The sequence below is a fragment of the Pseudomonas sp. Sample_23 genome (genome assembly GCF_004307595.1).
GTDB lineage: Bacteria > Pseudomonadota > Gammaproteobacteria > Pseudomonadales > Pseudomonadaceae > Aquipseudomonas > Aquipseudomonas atacamensis.
The window spans coordinates 32,084-52,346 of record NZ_RCNX01000069.1; the positions used below are offsets into that span (position 1 = coordinate 32,084).

A 20,263-nucleotide genomic window follows, 5' to 3' on the forward strand; every position below is an offset into this window, starting at 1 on the left:
GCTGTTTCTTGCGCTATACAAGCGCACGTCTTATCCCTCGGGATAATTGCTTTATGCCAGGCCGTCCCCTAGCGTACGAGCCTGATAACCCGGCGCCCGCGCCCTGTCCTTCTCACCGCAACGCAGAGGCCTGCATGATCCGACTCGGCCAAGCCACGATTTCTTTGGAACGGCGCGAAGCCTTTCTCGATGGCCGGCCCTTGCGCATGGGCGGGCGGGCGTTCGAAATACTTTCGGTACTGATGCAGGCCGATGGGCGCATCGTCAGCAAGGACGAGCTGATCAATCAGGTGTGGCCGGACATCGTCGTCGAAGAGAACAATCTGCAAGTGCAGATTTCCTCTCTCCGCAAACTGCTCGGGGAAAAAGAAATCATCCAGACGGTTGCCCGTCGAGGTTACCGATTATTGAAAGACCGCGAACCCAAACTGCCCGTGTTCAACGCCCTGGCCTCGGCGCCGATGGTGGCGCAGCCGCCGTTGGTCGATACGCAATCGGTGCCGGTGTTCATCGTTGACGATGAGGCCTGCGTGCGCAGCGCATTGAGCCGCTTGTTGCGCGCCGAAGACATCGAACACCGGATTTTCCAGTCCGCCGAAGAACTGCTCGAGGCCGACATCGCCAATGGCCCGGCGTGCCTGTTGCTCGACGTCAGCCTGCCCGAAACCACAGGCCTGCAATTGCAGGCAGCGCTGAACGAGCGCGGCTTGCCGTGGCCGGTGATCTTCATGACCGGCCACGGCACGATTCCGATGTCGGTGCAGGCGATGAAGGCCGGCGCGGTGGAGTTCCTGACCAAACCATTCGATGACGATGAACTGCTCGGCATTCTGCGCAGCACCCGTCAACACGCCGCGACTGCGTTCAATCAATGGCAACGGGTTCAGCACGTGCGGCAACTGGCGGCGCAGCTGACACCGCGTGAGCGCGAGGTGCTGCCGCTGATTGTCGGTGGCCTGTCGAACAAGCAGATCGCCAACCAGTTGGGCACCAGTGAAGTGACCGCCAAGGTTCATCGCAAACACATCATGGCGAAGATGCAGACCCGCTCGCTGGTCAACCTCGTCGAACTCTACGGACTGATCAGCGCTGCGCCTTCGCCTGGCCCATCGAGCCTGTCGTGAGCGCCCCGGCGGGTCGTCCGACGGCGATCGAGAACCCCCGACCGACGATTGTCTGCATCGTCGATGACGACGCGTCGGTGCGCAAAAGCCTGTCGAATCTGCTGCGTTCGGTCGGGTATCGCGCGCAGGTTTATGCCAGTGGCGAAGCGTTTCTCGGCGAAGCCGACTTCGCCGAGATCGCCTGCCTGCTGCTGGATCTGCGCATGCCCGGCCTGTCCGGCATCGACGTGATGCGCCAGCTGCCGCGACAGTTTCCGGTGATCTGCATGTCCGCCCATTGGGACGAAGCGGCGCTGGCTGAGTCCGGGCATTACCAGGCGTTTGAATGCCTGTGCAAACCCTTCGAAGAAGAGGTTTTGCTGGCGGCACTCGACAAGGCCCTGCACCGTCAGCACTGATCGCTTCAGCTGTCCTGCGTGGCTTGTTCCGCAGTTTCGATCGCGGGCAGCGACTCAGTCATCGAAGCGTGACACACCGCCAGAATCTCATCGGCCAGCGCCGAGTCATCCGGGCAGGCGCGCGACAGCATGATCGCCCCGACGGCGCGGGCCAGCAGGTCGATCATCCGGGTTCGGCCCTCACCTTGCGGTGCATCCGCTGCCGTCGGGTATTTCTCGCCGAGCGTCTGCAACGTGCGCTCGATACCTTCAGCGAACGCCGCTTTGACATCCCCCGACTGCCGCGCCGCATCGCCGCACAGCGCTGCCATGGTGCAACCGGTGGAACGGCCGTCGCGATGCTCGCGCGACACGTACACATTGATGAAATCCTGCACGCTCATGCTTTCGGCGGCGGCCGTGGACTGCGCCAGGCTGTTGGCCGAGGCTTCGGCCATCAGGTCGGCCTTGGAGCCGAAGTGCTTGTAGAAACCGCCGTGAGTAAAACCGGCGGCCGCCATCAGGTCAGCCACGCCGACCCCGTCATAACCGCGTTCGCGGAACATCACTGATGCCGTTTCGACAATGTGCTCGCGATTGGCCTGAGCCTGAGCCTTGGATACGCGCATGTTGAATACCTCCAGCGCTGAAAATTCATGGGCCGATGATACATAGATGTTGGCCATAATCAAAACCATTGACAGGTTAGATTTCGATCATCATCCTAAAGGCCCGCAATCAGTCTTCAACTGACAAAGAGCCCACACCATGACTACTCGCCCTACTGTTCTGATTACTGGCGCCTCCACCGGCATCGGCGCGGTCTACGCCGCACGTTTCGCCCAACGCGGGCACGATCTGGTGCTGGTCGCCCGTGACCAGGCGCGCCTGGACAACCTTGCTGCCGGTTTGCGCGCTGAGCACAACGTCAATGTCGAAGTGCTACAGGCCGACCTGACGCAACTGAGCGACCTGCAAAGCGTCGAGGCGCGTCTGCGTGACGACGCGCGCATCGGTATCCTCGTCAACAATGCTGGCGCCGCGCAGTCCGGTACCTTCATCGAGCAGAGCACCGACAGCGTGGCGCAACTGGTCGCGCTGAACACCACGGCGCTGGTGCGTTTGGCCAGTGCGATCGCCCCGCGTCTGGCCAAGGCCGGCGACGGCGCGATCATCAACATCGGCTCGGTGGTGGGCCTGGCGCCGGAGTTCGGCATGTCGGTGTATGGCGCGACCAAGGCGTTCGTACTGTTCCTCTCCCAGGGCCTGAGCCTGGAACTGTCGCCACAAGGCGTGTATGTGCAAGCCGTATTGCCTGCGGCCACTCGTACGGAAATCTGGGACCGCGCCGGTATCGACATCAACACCCTCACCGACATCATGGAAGTCGGCGACATGGTCGACGCCGCGCTGGTCGGCTTCGACCGTCGCGAAGTCGTGACCATCCCGCCGCTGCACGAAGGCGAGCGCTGGGATGCCTTGCAAGCGGCGCGGCAAGGCCTGTTGGGGCAGATCCGCCAGTCGGCGGTCGCGCAACGTTATCTGACGCAAGCCTGACCTCATCCAGACCCGCCGCTATGCCGGCGGGTTTCTACCGACAAGAGCATCCGCAATGAAGGCATTTTTCATCGAGCGCTATGGCAAGCAGAACGGCCGGATCGGCGACATCCCGGAACCGCAGGTCGGCGCGCACGACGTGCTGATCGAAGTGCGCGCCAGCAGCGTCAACCCGCTGGATCTGAAGATTCGCAGCGGCGAATTCAAGATGATCCTGCCCTATCAAATGCCTTTGATATTGGGCAACGATGTCGCCGGTGTGGTGCTCAGCACCGGTGCGGCGGTCAAGCGTTTCAAGCCGGGCGATGAGGTTTATGCGCGTGCGCCTGAAAACAGGATTGGCACGTTTGCCGAACGCATCGCTGTCGACGAACAAGCGATCGCGTTGAAACCCGCCAATCTCGCCATGACCGAGGCGGCTTGCATGCCGCTGGTGGCGTTGACGGCGTGGCAGGCCCTGGTCGAAGTCGCCAACGTGCAAAAAGGCCAGAAAGTGCTGATTCACGCCGGCTCCGGTGGCGTTGGCACGGTCGCCATTCAACTGGCCAAACACCTCGGCGCTTTTGTTGCGACTACGACCAGCACGGCGAATGTCGCGTGGATCAAGGCGCTGGGCGCTGATGTAGTGATCGATTACAAGCAACAGGATTTCGCCATTGAGCTGCGCGACTACGACGTGGTGCTCAACAGCCTCGGCGGCGATGTGCTGGAGAAATCGTTAAAGGTGTTGAAACCGGGCGGGCAGCTGATTTCCCTGTCAGGGCCGCCGACTGCGCAGTTCGCTCAGGAGCATGGTTTGTCCTGGCTGCTGGGGCTGGTCATGCGTCTGCTCAGCAGTGGCATTCGGCGCAAGGCGCGCAAGCGTGGGGTGGGTTATTCGTTTCTGTTCATGCGTGCCGATGGCGCTCAGTTGCAAAAAATCACTGCATTGATTGAGGCAGGAGTGATCAAACCGGTGGTTGATCGCACTTTTCCGTTCGATCAGATAGCTGACGCGTTGCACTACGTTGAACAAGGTCGGGCCAAGGGCAAGGTTGCCATCGTGATCGATCCTGAAACGCCCTCACCCTAACCCTCTCCCAGAGGGAGAAGGAACTGACCGAGCTGAATGCGCGAGTAACGCCGACCTGAGATACCGAGTCGAACATATATCCCAAAAAGCCCACAAATCAGCTCCCTCTCCTCGGGGAGAGGGCTGGGGTGAGGGGTGAATTCAGCGCGGTGTTTGTATATGTGCATTGCAACTGCAAGCCCGACTCGCCATCCCCCGCTGAAACGTCGAGAAACCCCTCTCAACTTGCATTTTGCCCATCCTGCACCACGCTGTGATTCACAGAAGTGCACGTTTTCCTGGCAAAACTGCGGTTAACTGAATGGTTAGTTACCGTTATAATCCCGCGCTTCATTCAAACGGGACTTTCAATGTGAACCACAGTCAACGCGTCTCAGGCGTTTCAACGTTCATTCTGGTCGGCCTTGGCGTGATCATCGCCCTGCTCGGTCTGGCGCTCGCGGCCGGCGGTGTGAAGCTGGTCAGCCTGGGCGGTTCCTGGTACTTCCTGGTCGGCGGTCTGGCGATGACCGTTTCCGGGGTGCTGATCGCACTGAAGAAAACTGCAGGCGCCTGGCTGTTCGGCGCATTTCTCGTGGCCACCGCGATCTGGGCCGTGGCTGACGCGGGGCTGGTGTTCTGGCCGGTGTTCTCGCGGCTGTTCATGTTCAGCGCGATCGGTATGGTCGTCGCTCTGGTCTACCCGCTGCTGGCGCGTGCCAGTGGCCGCGAGGCGGGTCGTGGCGCGTATGCCGTGGCCGCTGTGCTCGCGGTCGGTGTCGCGGTTGCGGCGGGCAACATGTTTGTCGCTCACCCGACGGTTGCGGCGACTGGCGCTGGCCCGGGCCTGACACCGGTCGAGCCGGCCAAGGCGCAGAAAGACTGGGCGCACTACGGCAACACCGAAGGTGGCAGCCGCTTCGCCGCGCTCGATCAGATCAACCGCAACAACGTCGACAAATTGAAAGTCGCGTGGACCTACCACACCGGTGACGTCGCCGAGAGCGATGGCAACGGCGCCGAAGACCAGCTCACCCCGCTGCAGGTCGGCAACAAGGTGTTCATCTGCACCCCGCACAACAACCTGATCGCGCTGGACGCCGACACCGGCAAGGAAATCTGGAAAAACCAGATCAACGCCCAGTCGAAAGTCTGGCAGCGCTGCCGTGGCATGGCCTATTTCGATGCCACCGTCACCATCGCTCAGCCGAGCAACTCTTCGATCATCGAAGCCAAACCCGAGCCGGCCGCCAACTGCCAGCGTCGTCTGCTGACCAACACCATCGATGCCCGCCTGATCGCGGTCGATGCCGACACCGGCGAGTTCTGCCAGGGTTTCGGCAACAACGGCCAGGTCGATCTGAAGGCCGGTCTGGGTGATGTTCCGGACAGCTACTATCAGTTGTCGTCCGCGCCATTGATGGCTGGCACCACCGTGGTGGTTGGCGGTCGTGTTGCCGACAACGTGCAAAGCGACATGCCAGGCGGTGTGATCCGTGGTTTTGACGTGATCACCGGCACCATGCGCTGGGCGTTCGACCCGGGCAACCCGCAGGATCGCAACGCGCCGGCCGACGGCAAAACCTACGTACGCAGCACGCCGAACAGCTGGGCGCCGATGTCCTACGACGCGGCGACCAACACCGTATTCCTGCCGATGGGCAGCTCGTCCACCGACATCTATGGTGTCGAGCGCAGCGAACTGGACCACAAGTACGGCGCCTCGATCCTCGCGCTGGACGCCAGCACCGGTGAAGAACGCTGGGTGTTCCAGACCGTGCACAACGATCTGTGGGACTTCGACCTGCCGATGCAGCCGAGCCTGATCGACTTCGACAAGGACGGCCAAAGCGTTCCGGCGCTGGTCATCGGCACCAAGGCCGGGCAGATCTATGTGCTCGACCGCGCCACCGGCAAGCCGCTGACCGAGGTCAAGGAAGTACCGGTGAAAGCCGCGAACATCCCTAACGAGCCGTACTCGCCGACTCAGCCGAAATCCGTGGGCATGCCGCAGATCGGCGCGCAGCACCTGACCGAATCGGACATGTGGGGCGCCACGCCGTACGACCAGCTGCTCTGCCGCATCGACTTCAAGAGCATGCGCTACGACGGCCTATACACCGCGCCGGGTACCGACAAATCGCTGAGCTTCCCGGGTTCGCTGGGCGGCATGAACTGGGGCAGCATCTCCACTGACCCGGTGCACGGTTTCATCTTCGTCAACGACATGCGCCTGGGTCTGTGGATCCAGATGATCCCGTCGCAGAACAAAGGCCAGGCCGCTGGCGGTGGCGAAGCGCTGAACACCGGCATGGGCGCTGTTCCACTCAAAGGCACGCCGTACGCGGTGAACAAGAACCGCTTCCTGTCGGTGGCCGGCATTCCGTGCCAGGCGCCGCCGTTCGGCACTTTGACCGCGATCGACATGAAGACCCAGAAAGTCGCATGGCAGGTTCCGGTCGGCACCGTTGAAGACACCGGTCCCCTGGGCATCCGCATGCACCTGCCGATCAAGATCGGTCTGCCAACCCTCGGCGGCACCCTGTCGACCCAGGGCGGCCTGATCTTCATTGCCGGCACCCAGGACTTCTACCTGCGCGCCTTCAACAGCGGCAACGGCGAAGAAGTCTGGAAAGCCCGTCTGCCGGTCGGCAGCCAAGGCGGCCCGATGACCTACGTCTCGCCGAAGACCGGCAAGCAGTACATCGTCGTCACTGCTGGCGGCGCACGCCAGTCGACCGATCGTGGCGATTACGTGATGGCTTACGCCCTGCCGTAACTCGCTGCCGCACCACCAACCTCCTCCAAGCGCGCGGTGCCCCAAGCACCGCGTCGCCGTTTTATTGCGTTAAAGATTTCAGCAGGAAGGATTCACATGTCATCGGCTGTTCGCTTTTCTCGAACCACGCTTTCCACTGGCCTGTTGCTGGGCCTGAGCTGCACCACTGCCCTCCCCGCGCTGGCCGCCAGCGACTCCGATCTGCTGACCCGCAGCACCTTGACCGGTGACTGGGGCGGCTTGCGTCATCAACTCGATGCAGACGGCGTCAAGTTCACTGGCGATTACAGCGGCGAAACCGCTTACAACGCCGACGGCGGCCTGCACCGTTCGGCGCGCTACTCGCAGAACATCAAACTCGGCGTGCAGTTTGATCTGAGCAAACTCTACGGCGTCGACAACGCCGGCAAAGTGCAACTGACCATCAACGACCGGCGCGGCAACAGCGCTTCGGAAGATCTGGTCGGCAACCGCCTGCCGATTCAGGAAAACTACGGCGGCCTGTACACGCGCCTGACTGAACTGAGTTATGAGCGCAGCCTGTTCACCCCGGCGCTGAACGTGAAGCTCGGCTACATGGCCATGGGCAACGACCTCGGCGGCCTCGACAGCGGCATTCTGTGCAACTTCATGAACGCCGGTTTCTGCGGTCACCCGCTGAACATGTCCGGCGGCAGCGGCTGGACCAACTACCCCAACGCGCGTCTGGGCGTGCGGGTCAAATACGACCTGTCGCCGTCCTGGCAGTTGCGTGTGGCGGCGTTTAACGTCGATCCAGAAAGCAACGGCAATTCCAGTCGCGCCTGGCATCTGGGGCCTAAGCACACCACCGGCACCGTCGTGCCGATCGAGCTGGTGTACAAGCACGCCGGCGAGCTTCCGGGTGAGTACAAGCTCGGCTATTACTACGACAGCTCCGACGTCAAACGCATTGGCAGCGACGACGAAGTGTCCGGGCGTGGCGGGCATTATCTGCTGATCGATCAGGCCGTATGGCGTTCGCCGACCTCCGAAGGCCGCAGCCTGCATGCCTTCGGTCAGTATTCGGCGGCCAGCGAAGCGGCCTCGCCGTTCAGCAAGTGGTACGGCACCGGTGTGGTTTTGTACAAACCGTTCGAAGGCCGCCCGCGTGACACCCTGGCGCTGGGCTACGGCCGCGCCGTGCCAAACCCGCGCAGCCGCGATGTGCAGCAGGATGCCGCGCTGGCCAATGGTGCTGCGTTCCCGAACCTCGATAGCGCCGAGCAGTTGATCGAGTTGGGTTACGGCTACCAGGCCACCCCATGGCTGACCCTGCGCCCGAACCTGCAATACATCATCGAACCGGGGGCGTTTTCCGGGCAGGACATCGATAATGCGCTGGTGGTGGGTTTGCAGGTGAAGGCTGCGCTTTAACCTTGTGGTGAAAGGGCTGCCGTCATCGCGAGCAGGCTCGCTCCCACAGGGGATTTGTGTTGGATCAGGGAATTGTGATTCGCCGCGCAAAATTGTAGGAGTGAGCCTGCTCGCGATGGCATGGGCTCAGGCAACAACTATCTTGAATGCTCCAACCAAGCTCTTCAGCGCACCGACCACCCGCCCCACCTGTCGAAATTAATTCCAGCCTATCGGTGAATTATTTCGTGTCTGCATGTATCTGAGCCAGAAGAGCCGGCGCCATCATGGAGATGGCATCGCAGCGGTAATCTGGATCAGCGAGCGGGAACAGCGCAATGAAATCACGCAAGAACACCGTCAAACCGATCGGTTTGAAAGACATCACCATCGTCGACGACGCCAAGATGCGCAAGGCGATCACCGCCGCCGCACTGGGCAACGCCATGGAATGGTTCGACTTTGGCGTCTACGGCTTTGTCGCCTATGTGCTCGGCAAGGTCTTCTTCCCCGGCGCCGATCCCGGCGTGCAAATGATCGCCGCGCTGGCGACCTTCTCCGTGCCCTTCCTCATCCGTCCGCTTGGCGGTTTGTTCTTCGGTGCGCTCGGCGACAAATACGGACGGCAGAAAGTCCTCGCCGCGACCATCGTCATCATGTCCCTGAGCACCTTCGCCATCGGCCTGATTCCGTCCTATGCCTCGATCGGCATCTGGGCGCCGATCCTGCTGTTGCTGGCGAAAATGGCCCAAGGTTTCTCGGTCGGTGGCGAATACACCGGCGCCTCAATCTTCGTCGCTGAATACGCGCCCGACCGAAAGCGCGGCTTCCTCGGCAGTTGGCTGGATTTCGGCTCGATCGCCGGTTTCGTCTTCGGCGCCGGTGTCGTGGTGCTGATCTCGACGATTCTTGGTGAACAGCGCTTCGAAGAATGGGGCTGGCGGATTCCGTTCTTCCTCGCCCTGCCGCTGGGCATGATCGGCCTGTATCTGCGCCACGCCCTCGAAGAAACCCCGGCGTTCCAGCAGCACGTGGAAAAACTCGAACAAGGCGACCGCGAAGGCCTCGCCGGTGGCCCGAAGGTGTCGTTCAAGGAAGTCGCAACCAAACACTGGCGCAGCCTGATGACCTGCATCGGCGTGGTGGCGGCGACCAACGTCACCTATTACATGCTGCTCACCTACATGCCGAGTTACCTGACGCACAACCTGCATTACAGCGAAAACCACGGCGTGCTGATCATCATCGCGATCATGGTCGGCATGCTCTTCGTGCAGCCGCTGATCGGTTTCATCAGCGACAAGATCGGCCGCAAGCCCTTCATCGTCGTCGGCAGCATTGGCCTGTTCATCTTCGCCATTCCGGCGTTCATGCTGATCAACAGCGGCAGCATCGGCCTGATCTTCTCCGGCCTGCTGATCCTCGCGGTGCTGCTCAACTTCTTCATCGGCGTGATGGCCTCGACCCTGCCGGCGATGTTCCCCACGCACATCCGCTACAGCGCGCTGGCCAGTGCCTTCAACGTCTCGGTGCTGATCGCCGGTCTGACCCCGACTGCCGTGGCCTGGCTGGTGGAAAGCACCAACGACCTGTACATGCCCGCCTACTACCTGATGGTCATCGCCGTGGTCGGTCTGGTCACTGGTGTGACCATGAAGGAAACCGCCAACAAGCCGCTGCGCGGCGCGGCCCCGGCGGCTTCCGACCTCGAAGAGGCCAAGGAGCTGTTGCAGGAACACCACGACAACATCGAGCAGAAAATCGAAGACATCGATGCCGAAATCGCCGCGCTGGAAGCCAAGCGCAAGGAACTGGCGCTCCAGCATCCGCGCATCGATTGATCAGTGCGGCGTCGGCAATCGGTCCGACGCCGCGCCGAGCTTGAGCTAGCCTTGAAACCGGATCGCATGCCATTCAAGGAGTTCACATGTTCAAGCTGATGAAAAGTTCGGTCGCTGGCGGATTGCTCTTCGCCAGCCTCCAGGCCGAAGCCGGCGGCATCATGATTTACGAGGCCGGCCACGAAGGCACCGGGCTGGCCAACGCCGGCTCTGCGGTCATGGCCAGCGACCCGAGCATTCTGATGACCAACCCGGCGGGCATCAGCCAACTGGCGGGCACGCAGATCAACTTCAACGCGCAGTTGATCCTCGGCGACGTCAGCTTCTCCCGCGACAACGCCAATACCTTCGGCGGCAACGAAGGTGGCAACGCCTTGAAGTACCTGCCCGGCTCCAGCTTCTTCATCAGCCATCAACTCGATGAGCGCTCCTCGATCGGCTTCGGCATGTACGGCAATTTCGGTCTGGCGCTGGACTACGACGATGACTGGGCCGGGCGCTATTTCGCTCAGGAGTCGGCCATTATCGGTGTGTCATTCCAGCCCACCTATGCCTACAAGATCACCGACGACCTGTCCGTCGGCCTCGGCCCGCGCTTCATGCTTGGCTACTTCCGCACCGAAGTGGCGGTCAACAATAACGTGCTCGGTCTGGGCAACGCCGAGGATGGTCAGTTGCGTTACAAGGACACCGACTGGGGCACGGGCGCCAACGTCGGCGTGCTCTACAACCTCAACGAGCGGACCAAACTCGGGCTGGCGTGGACCAGCAAGATCAAGCTCAAATTCGAAGACAAACCCGAGCTTAAGAAAATCACCAATCCGCTGCTGCGTCTGGCGCTCAACCGTCTTGACGCCGATCAGCTGAACGTCGACATGAACGTGCCGCAGACCGTCACCACCAGCGTGTCCTACCAGCTCGATCCGCAGTGGACGTTGCTCGGCAGCCTCGGCTGGCAGGACTGGAGCGATTTCGGCAAGGTCGGCGTGGAAGTCGATACCGACCTGGGCTCGACTTCCAGAACTGCGCAGCGGCAATACAAGGACACCTGGCATGCCTCGATCGGCGCGCAGCACCAGATCAACCCGAAACTGCGCTGGAACGTCGGCCTCGGTTACGACTCCTCGGCAGTGGACGACAAGGATCGCACCGTCGACAACCCGATGAACGAAGCCTGGCGCCTGGCGACCGGGGTCAGCTATGCGTTGCAGGAAGATGTCGATGTGCACATGAGCTACACGCTGATCTACCTCGGTGACATGGACGTGCAACAGACCAAAGCGCGCTCCGGCGGCTCGGTCTCCGGCGAATACAAAAACGCCGCCCTGCATGTGCTGGGCGGCGGCGTGGTCTGGCGTTTCTAGGGATCACTCATCCTTCGGTGCCTGCGCCGGTGCGGTGAACCACTGCTCCGGCGGCACGCGTTTTTCCTGCTGCGGATCGCCCAGGTAATGCGGCGACATGATCTGCACGCCGTATTCATTGAACACGTCCTGAATATTGGCGTGGAGCATGCTCAGCAACACCGCACGCGGGCGCGGCTGGCTGGGGATGGCCTGGGCCACCAGGCGATACTCGGGATAGAAGTCCGACAGCGCGGTCTGGAACACCTGCGCCGGCGGGTCTTCGAGCACGCCCGGCGTGCGTTTGGCCGCCTCCAGCAACATCGCTTCGACCTGGCGCCATGGCGTGTCGTAGCCGATGGTCACCACCGTGTCGACCACGTAGCCCGGACCTTGCACGGTACGCGAGTAGTTCTTGGTCACGGTGCCGGTGATCATCGAGTTGGGCAGCGTCAGCACTTCACCGAGGCCGGTGCGAATCCGCGTGGTGAACATGCCCAGCTCGGTGACGGTGCCTTCGTACTCGCCGATCCTGACAAACTCGCCGGGGCGCAAAGTCCGCGTGTAGGTCAGGATCAACCCGGCCGCCGCTTGCCCGACGACACTGGTGGCGCCGAGGGAAATCATCAGGCCGATCAGCACCGACAAGCCTTTGAACGCATCGGTCCCGGCGCCGGGCAGATAGGGATAAGCCATCGCCAGCGCAAACAGCCAGACTGCCAGTGCGGTCAGGCGTTGCGTCGGTTGCAGGGTTTCATGGTTGAGCCAACTGAACGTCCCCGGCGCGGCCATCCGGCGCAGGATGCGTCGGGTAAATGCGGTCACGCCCCGGGCGATAAAGAAAATCGCCAGCGCCACGCCCAGCCCCGGTATCGCATCGACGATGCCCTGCAACAGATAACCGGCCAGTTCCACCAGATAGTTGTTGAGGCTTTCGCCCCACGGCCGCGTATACGGGAAGCGTGACAGGACAAAACCCAGCCATTCGTAGGACAGCAGCAGGATCAGCAACCAACGCAGGAACAACAGACAGCGGCTGACCAACGGGTAGAGAAAATTCGAATCGATCAGTTGCACCCGCCCGACCTTCAGCGCCTTGGTGTGCCGATCCATCAGCGCCGGCAGTTTCGCCAACAGCTTGTGGCGCAGCCATGACAGGCACCACAGCAGCGCCAGATAGATCAGCGTGGCCACCGCCGCCAGCGCCAGCGAACGCACAATCATCTGCACGTTGCGCGCCTCACGGGTCTCGTTGACCACCTGGCGCAGTTTTTCCGCTGCGCCCTCGGCGGCTTCCTGCACCGAGGAATAGGCCAGGCTGTCGACGTCTTTCGGTGCAACGATGAACGCACGGGTATTGCCGATCAGCACCATGTAACTGTTCTGGATCGAATCAGTGCTGATTTTCAGTTCCGGGTCTTCCTCCAGCGCTTCACTGATCACCCGCTTCGCCCGCTTGACCCGTGAGGCCGGCGCCTCGCCAAGAATGGTTGCGCGAAACAGCATGATGCTGCGGTTGGCCACTTTCAGTTCTACCGCTTCGTCCGTTGCTGTCGTGGTGTCTTCCAGTGCCTGGCCGAGCCCGGACCACAGTGTTGCAGCCAGCAGCATCGCCAGCACCATCAGCCTGTTACCCATGCGCCGTTCCTTATGGCTGATTGTCGTGAGAGGTTTCGTCCAGCACTTCGCTGACGTCGGCCGGTTGATAGACCCAGCCGATGAACAATTCATAACCGACCGCCAGGATCACCGGCCCGGTGAACAGGCCGATGATGCCGCTGGTGACCATGCCGCCCAGCGCGCCGATCAGCACCACCGGCATCGGCACGGCAACGCCACGGCCGAGCAACATCGGCTTGAGCACGTTGTCGGAAAGCCCGGCGATCACCATCCACACGGCGAAAATGATCGTGCCGGCACCGACGCCGTCATGGGCAAAGACGAACACCACCACCGGCACGGTAACCAACAGCACCGGCAGTTGCATGATGCCCAGCAGCAACACCATCAACGCCAGCACGCCGGCAGCGGGCACGCCCATGATCACCAGCGCCACACCGATCAGGATCATCTGGATAAAGGCGATACCGACCACGCCCTGCGCCACCGCGCGAATGGTCGAGGTGCACAGTTGCGCGATCTGCGGGCCACGCACCGGGCCGGAAATCCGCGTGGTGATCGCCACCGCTGTGCGATGGCCGCGTTCGCCGTGGGTCATGATCAGTCCAGCGACAATCAGTGCAACGACAAACACCACGATGCCTGCGCCGACGCCGGCGGCCTGATGCAACAGCACCCGCCCCCAACTGGTCAGGTGCGGCGCCAGTTCCTTGAACACCCAGCTCAGGTCCTGCGAAGCGTGCATCCAGATGCCATACAACGGCGCGCCGATCAGCGGCCAGTCGGCGACATTGGCGGGTGGCGGCGGAATCTCGAACTGCCCCGCTTCAACAGTTTGCATGCCCACCTTCACCGAATCGGCCACGGATGCGCCGAGCAGGCTCAGCGGCACCATCAGGATCACCAGCCCCAGCAATACCAGCACAATCGCCGCCCAACCGTAACGGTTGCCGAGTTTTGCGCCGAGTTTCTGGTTCAGCGGGTACAGCGTGACTGCGAGGATCAACGCCCACAGCATCACATTGAGAAACGGATGGAAAATGTCGTAGCAGAACAGCACCAGGGTCGCGATCAACCCGGCGCGGATCAGCACGTCGAGCAAGGCTTTGGAACTGTTGAAGGCAATCAGCGGCTTTTCTTCCATGGCAACATTCCTGAGCGGTGCAGCATTCGGGATGCGCTGAGCCTAGAACATGTTCGGCCGGTCTTCCTGCGGGGCGCGGGATTATCGCTTTACGCAACACGGTGTGGGAGCGAGCCTGCTCGCGAAAGCGCAAGGTCAGGCAGCACGGATGCTCAGGCCATCTACCAACAAAACCATCACCCCACCGATTACTCCGCCCGCCGCATGGTGTTAAATAGGCGCCAGTCCCGACCTTGTCGCTTCAAGCCGTGCCACGAGAACCGCTATGAAAACCCCTGCCCAGAACATCCACGCTCAACAGGTGACCCCATGATCGAAGTCACCGAAGTCTCCATCGCCCAACTGCGCGCCGCCCTCGAATCCGGCCAGACCACTGCCGTGGAGCTGGTGCAGGCCTATCTGGCACGCATTGATGCCTACGATGGCGCCGACACCCCGACGGCACTCAACGCCGTCGTCGTGCGCAACCCCGAAGCACTGAACGAAGCCCGCGCCTCCGATGCCCGCCGTGCCAAAGGTGAGACCCTCGGCCCGCTCGATGGCATCCCCTACACCGCCAAAGACAGCTATCTGGTCAAGGGCCTGACCGCCGCTTCCGGCAGTCCGGCGTTCGCCGATCTGGTCGCCCATCGCGACGCCTTCACCATCGAGCGCCTGCGCGCTGCCGGGGCGATCTGCCTGGGCAAGACCAACATGCCGCCGATGGCCAATGGTGGCATGCAACGCGGCGTCTATGGCCGCGCTGAAAGCCCGTACAATGCTGACTACCTGACCGCACCGTTCGCCTCCGGCTCGTCCAACGGCGCCGGCACCGCGACCGCTGCGAGTTTCGCTGCGTTCGGCCTGGCCGAGGAAACCTGGTCGAGCGGTCGCGGCCCTGCGTCGAACAACGGCCTGTGCGCCTACACCCCGTCGCGCGGCGTAATCTCGGTGCGCGGCAACTGGCCGTTGACCCCGACCATGGACGTCGTCGTGCCGTTCGCGCGGACCATGGCCGACCTGCTCGAAGTGCTCGACGTGGTCGTCGCCGAAGATACCGACACCCGTGGCGACCTCTGGCGCTTGCAGCCGTGGGTGCCGATCCCGCGTGTCAGCGAAGTGCGCCCGGCTGCGTACAGCGAACTGGCCGCCGACGCCAAAGCCCTGGCCGGCAAACGCTTCGCCATCCCGCGCATGTACATCAATGCCGACCCGGACGCTGGCACCAGCGAAGCCCCCGGCATTGGCGGCCCGACCGGTCAGCGCATCAACACCCGCGCGTCCGTGATCGATTTGTGGAAACAGGCGCGTCAGGCCTTGGAAGCCGCTGGCGCCGAAGTCGTCGAAACCGACTTTCCGCTGGTTTCCAACTGCGAAGGCGACCGCCCTGGCGCGCCGACCGTGTTCACCCGTGGGCTGGTGTCGAAAGAATTCCTCCACCATGAACTGTGGGATCTGACTGCCTGGGCATTCGACGACTTCCTGCAAGCCAACGGCGACCCGAAGCTTAATCGTCTGGTTGACGTCGACGGGCCGAAGATCTTCCCGCACGACCCGGGCACCCTGCCCAACCGCGAAGGCGATCTGGCCGCCGGCATGGACGAATACGTGCGCATGGCCGAACGCGGCATCACGCCGTGGAATGAAATCCCAACCGTGCCTGATGGTTTGCGCGGTCTGGAGCAGACCCGACGCATCGACCTTGAAGACTGGATGGATAACCTCGGCCTCGACGCCGTGCTGTTCCCGACCGTCGCCGACGTCGGCCCGGCGGACGCCGATGTCAATCCTGCTTCGGCCGACATCGCCTGGAGCAACGGCGTCTGGGTGGCCAACGGCAACCTCGCGATCCGCCACCTCGGCGTGCCGACCGTCACCGTGCCCATGGGTGTGATGGCCGACATCGGCATGCCCGTCGGCCTGACCTTCGCCGGCCGCGCCTACGACGACTCGAACCTGCTGCGCTTCGCCGCCGCTTTCGAATCCACCGGCAGCAAACGCCAGATCCCACCGCGTACACCGCCGCTGGCTTAATGCACTGTGTCAGCTCCCACAAATACTGTGGGAGCTGGCTTGCCAGCGATGGCGGCCTGACAGCCGCCACATTTCCAACTGACTACCCCGACTCAAACTGTGGGAGCGAGCCTGCTCGCGAAAGCGCTGTGTCAGTCAGCATTTTTGTTAACTGACACTCCGCATTCGCGAGCAGGCTCGCTCCCACAGGGTTTGGTGTGAGGGCTGCCAACTCAGCACACCGGCCCAATCCTTTCCAGGCCAATCCGCCGATCATCAGCGCCATCCTGATTACCACCGGCCCTGACCATGATCAACCGCGCCCCCTCCCGCCTCACCCTGCTTGCCATGCTCTGCGGTCTGACCGGCACCGCCCACGCCAGCGGCTTTTTCGACGACGCCGAAAGCGATGTCCTGCTGCGCAACTTCTACCTGAGCAACGACTACCGCTCGCCCACGCCCTCCGGGAAAAACTACAAACAGGAATGGGCACAAGGCTTTATCGGCAACTTCTCATCCGGTTTCACCGAGGGCACAGTCGGTTTCGGCATCGACGCCCACGCTTTCGCCGGCCTGAAACTCGACGGCGGCAAGGGCCATTCCGGCACCGGCCTGCTACCGGTCGACAGCGATGGCCGCAGCGAACACGACTATTCCAGCGCGGGCGGTGCGCTCAAATTGAAAGCTTCGCGCACCACTCTGGCCTTCGGCGAAATGACCGTAGAAACCCCGGTCTTCGACACCTCCGACAAACGCCTGCAACCGGAATACGCCACAGGCTTTTTGCTCAACAGCGCCGAGTTCGACAACGTCAATCTGGTCGCCGGGCATTTCACCGCGTTCAAGGACCAGGACAGCTCTTCCGGCCAAGGCGATTTCTTTGGATACGGCGCCAACACCGAAGCGGGCGGCATCAGCTTCGTCGGTGCCGATCTGTTCAGCTCAAGCCCGATCGGCGGCGCGTTGTATGCCTCGGAACTGAGCGACACCTGGCACCAGTACTACGGCAACCTGCACTTCAAACAGTCCGGCGTGCTGCTCGACGCCAACCTCTACCACACCCGCGACACCGGCCGCGCATTGGCCGGCGAGATCGACAACAGCGCCTTCAGCCTCTCCGGCAAATACAACTTTGGCGCGCACGCGGTGATGCTCGGCTGGCAACGCATCAATGGCGACACGCCGTTCGATTTCGTCGGTGGCGACTCGATCTACCTCGCCAACTCGATCAAATACGCCGACTTCAACGGCGCCAACGAACGCTCCTGGCAAGCCCGCTACGACCTCGACCTCGGCGCCTTCGGCATCTCCGGCCTGAACTTCATGACCCGCTACGTCAGCGGCAGCCACATCGACGGAACGCACGCGCCCAAGGGCGGCGCCTACAACCCTTTCGACGCCGAGAGCGGCGACTATCAACCGCAACAAGGCAGCGGCGGCAAACACTGGGAACGCGATATCGACCTGAAATATGTCGTGCAGTCCGGCAGCGCGAAGGATCTGTCGGTGCAGCTGTCGCACGTCACCCACCGCGCCAACGAAGCGCAGGCTGGCGATGATATTGACCGGATTTACGTGGTCATCCAGTACCCGTTGGGTTTTTGAGGTAACACGATCAACCCGCCCACAGGTTCCTGCGTCGGCCACAAACCCTGAGTTTGCTCCCTGAGATCCAAATCAATTGATTTCAGCGTACCGCAGCGCCTACAGCGGCTAGCCAAGTGCCATCACCTCGTTTATTCTGCGCCCCCGCATAAAAAGCCAAGCCAGGAAGGCATTGATTGACCTTCCTGTTTGTAGTCAATCAACGCAAGCAGATTCAGGGATGTACATGTTTCAGCTATTCAAACTCGGAGCGGCCGTCGTGCTCGCCGCGACGCTCAGCGGCTGCATTACCGAAAGCGCTTCCTGGGTCAGCGAACCCTTGCAACCCAAGGCAAGCGAGCCAGTCAGTTATCTCGTTGGCTCAATCGGGCCGCAATCACTCAAGCAATCAGCCGCTGACAACCAGCGAATCTTTTTCCGCAAACGCGGTTCCGAATACGGTGCGGCCGGCGTCTGGAAAATGGCCGGCGCTTACTCCACGCCGCAGGATGTTCAGGACGGTGTCGGCGCAGCGAGCGTATTCGTGCTTCCCCTGAAGCCGGGCGATTACGAGTTCTATGATTTCCAGTTCTTTTCCGCACGTTATCAACCTGGGCTAGGCACTGTTTTCACCTCGAGAGAGGCGCGGGAAAAATTCAACCTGCCGATGCGCCTGGAACCCGGCAAGGCCTATTACATCGGCGAGTTCCGCTCGTTCTGCCTGACAGCCGGTTTCTGCGCGTTCCGCTGGAGTGATCAGAACGCCCGCGATGCGCTGATTGCGCAACGTCTGGCGCCAGGATTGCCAACGCTGCAACCGCTGAAACTCGACCTCAACCGTGCTCAGCCCTACATCTTCACCGGCCCCATTCCGGGTATTGCCGTGGATGCCAAACCATGAAAAAAATCATCGCCCTCACCGCCGCCGCTCTGTTGACCGGTTGCGCGGCGACCAACACCTTGCCCGAGCGCACGCTTACGGACGCTCAGGATTATCTGCAGCCGATTCACGTTATGGTCGATGATCCGGAAAACGGCTCCAGCCTGCGCAACCACCTGCGTCAGACCGGTGTGTTCCGCACTATCGAAACCGGCAGCGGTAAAGCTGACGAGTACAACGTGCAGGTCAAACTCAATGTGGAACGTCACCTGCCGCCGTTTCCGGTGATTCTGCTGAGCACCGCGACGTTGTTCTTGCTGCCGCTGTCGAACGAATTCGACACGCAAACCGAATTCACCGTGTTCCAGGGTGACAAGCGACTGAAGCAATACACCTATCGCAACATCACTCAAAAATACGTCTGGCTACTGGATCAGGGCGGCGAGATGCGCGAACAGAACCTCGGCCGCATCGCCCGCGCCTTCGCGCAGGATGTGCAGCAGGACCGGCTGATCCCGGCAGTCGCGCAATGAACCGCGCGATGATAAAAGTCGCCGGCCTGCTCTGTGCCTCACTGATGCTGGGCGGCTGCGCCAACACCTTGCAGCCGCTCGATTACCATGCCGATCAGGCCTACGTGCCGGTCACGCTCGGCATGGGGCCGGCGTATACGCGCATCGACGAGCAGCATCAGCGCGAAACCGTCAGCGTCCTGAAAAAGACCGGCGCGTTCTCGATGCTCGACGGCGGTTACACCCGCAACGGCTACAGCCTGTTGATCACCGAACCCAGCGACGGCAAGGTCAACTGGCTGGCGCTGGTCAACGTCTTCACCCTGTTCACCTTCCCGATGCCCTACCACTACCAGGACAACCTGCGCGGCTCGGTCTTCAAGGATGGCCAACTGCTCAAAACCTACAACTACTCCCGCGAAGGCTGGAGCGTGATGACGTGGTATGTGCCGATTCCCGGGGTCGAGAACAAACGGCAGATGCTCGACCAGTTGTTGGTGGAAATGGACCGGGACAAGTTGATTCCGTATCAACCATAAGGTTGGGTGATGTGGGCTGGTGCGGTGGACTGCGGCGCCATGAATTGCAATGTGGGAGCGAGCCTGCTCGCGAAGAGGCCATCAGGTTCGGCGCAATTCTTCGATTTAAACGAAGCTGTTTAAAAGACACCTGCTGACACGGTCTCAAGGCTACAAATCCTTGCGCCATTGCCTACAGCCAAGCCAGAATCCGCCGGCTTGTGCGCCTTGGGGGCGGGTTCTATTGTGGTGCGGTCGCTGACGAATCAGCGATCGGGTTTAGCGACCCGGATCTTGAATAGGTGCATCAGCGTTCCATGCTTTGTCGCGGGTTCAATGTCTGCGACTGCGCCATGGTGGCTGTATGTGGGAGACCTTCGGGTCTGCCGGGTGCCTATAACCGGTTCGCTAACCTGCGTACAGCCGCCACCTCACTGTTTAGCGACAGTGCCTGACGGCTCCACCTAATAGGAGCTTCACCATGATCAAACCAACACCAAACCCACCAGAATCCGATCCCACCTCCCCCTACGAATCCCTCGACTCAAAAAAACTCCACCAAGCCGC

At 61.7% G+C, this 20,263-nt stretch carries 16 protein-coding genes; 13 read left to right on the plus strand and 3 right to left on the minus strand.

Features of this window, described 5'->3' with window-relative positions:
• Positions 1-134 precede the first annotated feature (134 nt).
• Both D8U82_RS18135 and D8U82_RS18140 read left to right on the plus strand, forming a co-directional pair.
• Complete coding sequence (locus D8U82_RS18135) at positions 135-1,124, plus strand: response regulator (RefSeq protein ID WP_130902675.1); 990 nt, start codon at positions 135-137, stop codon at positions 1,122-1,124.
• The gene (locus D8U82_RS18140) at positions 1,121-1,522 is read left to right on the plus strand and encodes a response regulator (protein WP_241668072.1); all 402 of its coding nucleotides are present in this window, start codon (positions 1,121-1,123) and stop codon (positions 1,520-1,522) included. Before D8U82_RS18135 ends, D8U82_RS18140 begins: the two co-directional genes overlap by 4 nt.
• 5 nt (positions 1,523-1,527) lie before the next feature.
• Here the strand turns inward: D8U82_RS18140 and D8U82_RS18145 are convergent, their stop codons facing one another.
• A complete protein-coding gene (locus D8U82_RS18145; protein ID WP_130902676.1) occupies positions 1,528-2,130 on the minus strand; it encodes a TetR family transcriptional regulator in 603 nt (200 codons plus the stop codon).
• Positions 2,131-2,269: 139 nt separating this feature from the next.
• On the opposite strand from D8U82_RS18145, the gene D8U82_RS18150 reads away from it, so the two are divergent.
• The 6 genes from D8U82_RS18150 (at position 2,270) to D8U82_RS18175 (ending at position 11,467) form a co-directional block, all read left to right on the plus strand.
• On the plus strand, positions 2,270-3,058 hold the full coding sequence (locus tag D8U82_RS18150) for an SDR family oxidoreductase (protein ID WP_130902677.1): 789 nt from the start codon (positions 2,270-2,272) through the stop codon (positions 3,056-3,058).
• Between the two features lie 55 nt (positions 3,059-3,113).
• Entirely contained in the window at positions 3,114-4,130 is a 1,017-nt protein-coding gene (locus D8U82_RS18155; RefSeq protein ID WP_130902678.1) for an NADP-dependent oxidoreductase, read from the plus strand.
• Between the two features lie 352 nt (positions 4,131-4,482).
• Positions 4,483-6,888, plus strand: coding sequence for a glucose/quinate/shikimate family membrane-bound PQQ-dependent dehydrogenase (locus D8U82_RS18160; protein WP_130902679.1), 2,406 nt, complete (start codon positions 4,483-4,485; stop codon positions 6,886-6,888).
• 96 nt (positions 6,889-6,984) lie between these two features.
• Positions 6,985-8,283 (plus strand): carbohydrate porin, encoded by a 1,299-nt coding sequence (locus D8U82_RS18165; protein WP_130902680.1) that lies wholly within the window; start codon positions 6,985-6,987, stop codon positions 8,281-8,283.
• Between the two features lie 317 nt (positions 8,284-8,600).
• Positions 8,601-10,103 carry a glycine betaine/L-proline transporter ProP gene (gene proP, locus D8U82_RS18170; RefSeq protein WP_024013032.1) on the plus strand — a complete coding sequence of 501 codons (1,503 nt, stop codon included), beginning with the start codon at positions 8,601-8,603 and terminating at the stop codon, positions 10,101-10,103.
• Positions 10,104-10,201: 98 nt separating this feature from the next.
• The gene (locus D8U82_RS18175) at positions 10,202-11,467 is read left to right on the plus strand and encodes an OmpP1/FadL family transporter (protein WP_241089374.1); all 1,266 of its coding nucleotides are present in this window, start codon (positions 10,202-10,204) and stop codon (positions 11,465-11,467) included.
• Between the two features lie 3 nt (positions 11,468-11,470).
• On the opposite strand, the gene D8U82_RS18180 is transcribed toward D8U82_RS18175, so the two are convergent.
• Positions 11,471-13,084 carry a mechanosensitive ion channel domain-containing protein gene (locus D8U82_RS18180; RefSeq protein WP_122505604.1) on the minus strand — a complete coding sequence of 538 codons (1,614 nt, stop codon included), beginning with the start codon at positions 13,082-13,084 and terminating at the stop codon, positions 11,471-11,473.
• A 10-nt stretch (positions 13,085-13,094) separates the two neighbouring features.
• Positions 13,095-14,210 carry an AI-2E family transporter gene (locus tag D8U82_RS18185; protein ID WP_110600494.1) on the minus strand — a complete coding sequence of 372 codons (1,116 nt, stop codon included), beginning with the start codon at positions 14,208-14,210 and terminating at the stop codon, positions 13,095-13,097.
• Between the two features lie 309 nt (positions 14,211-14,519).
• Here D8U82_RS18185 and D8U82_RS18190 point away from each other — a divergent pair, with 309 nt between their 5' ends.
• The 5 genes from D8U82_RS18190 (at position 14,520) to D8U82_RS18210 (ending at position 19,717) form a co-directional block, all read left to right on the plus strand.
• Complete coding sequence (locus D8U82_RS18190) at positions 14,520-16,223, plus strand: amidase (protein ID WP_130902681.1); 1,704 nt, start codon at positions 14,520-14,522, stop codon at positions 16,221-16,223.
• Between the two features lie 288 nt (positions 16,224-16,511).
• Complete coding sequence (locus D8U82_RS18195; protein ID WP_130902682.1) at positions 16,512-17,807, plus strand: OprD family porin; 1,296 nt, start codon at positions 16,512-16,514, stop codon at positions 17,805-17,807.
• A 226-nt stretch (positions 17,808-18,033) separates the two neighbouring features.
• Positions 18,034-18,687, plus strand: coding sequence for a hypothetical protein (locus tag D8U82_RS18200; protein WP_038862158.1), 654 nt, complete (start codon positions 18,034-18,036; stop codon positions 18,685-18,687).
• Positions 18,684-19,199: a hypothetical protein gene (locus D8U82_RS18205; protein WP_122706290.1), complete on the plus strand. Its 516-nt coding sequence runs from the start codon at positions 18,684-18,686 to the stop codon at positions 19,197-19,199. The genes D8U82_RS18200 and D8U82_RS18205 overlap by 4 nt, the downstream gene beginning before the upstream one ends.
• An 8-nt stretch (positions 19,200-19,207) precedes the next feature.
• The gene (locus D8U82_RS18210; RefSeq protein ID WP_024013039.1) at positions 19,208-19,717 is read left to right on the plus strand and encodes a hypothetical protein; all 510 of its coding nucleotides are present in this window, start codon (positions 19,208-19,210) and stop codon (positions 19,715-19,717) included.
• Positions 19,718-20,263: the final 546 nt, after the last annotated feature.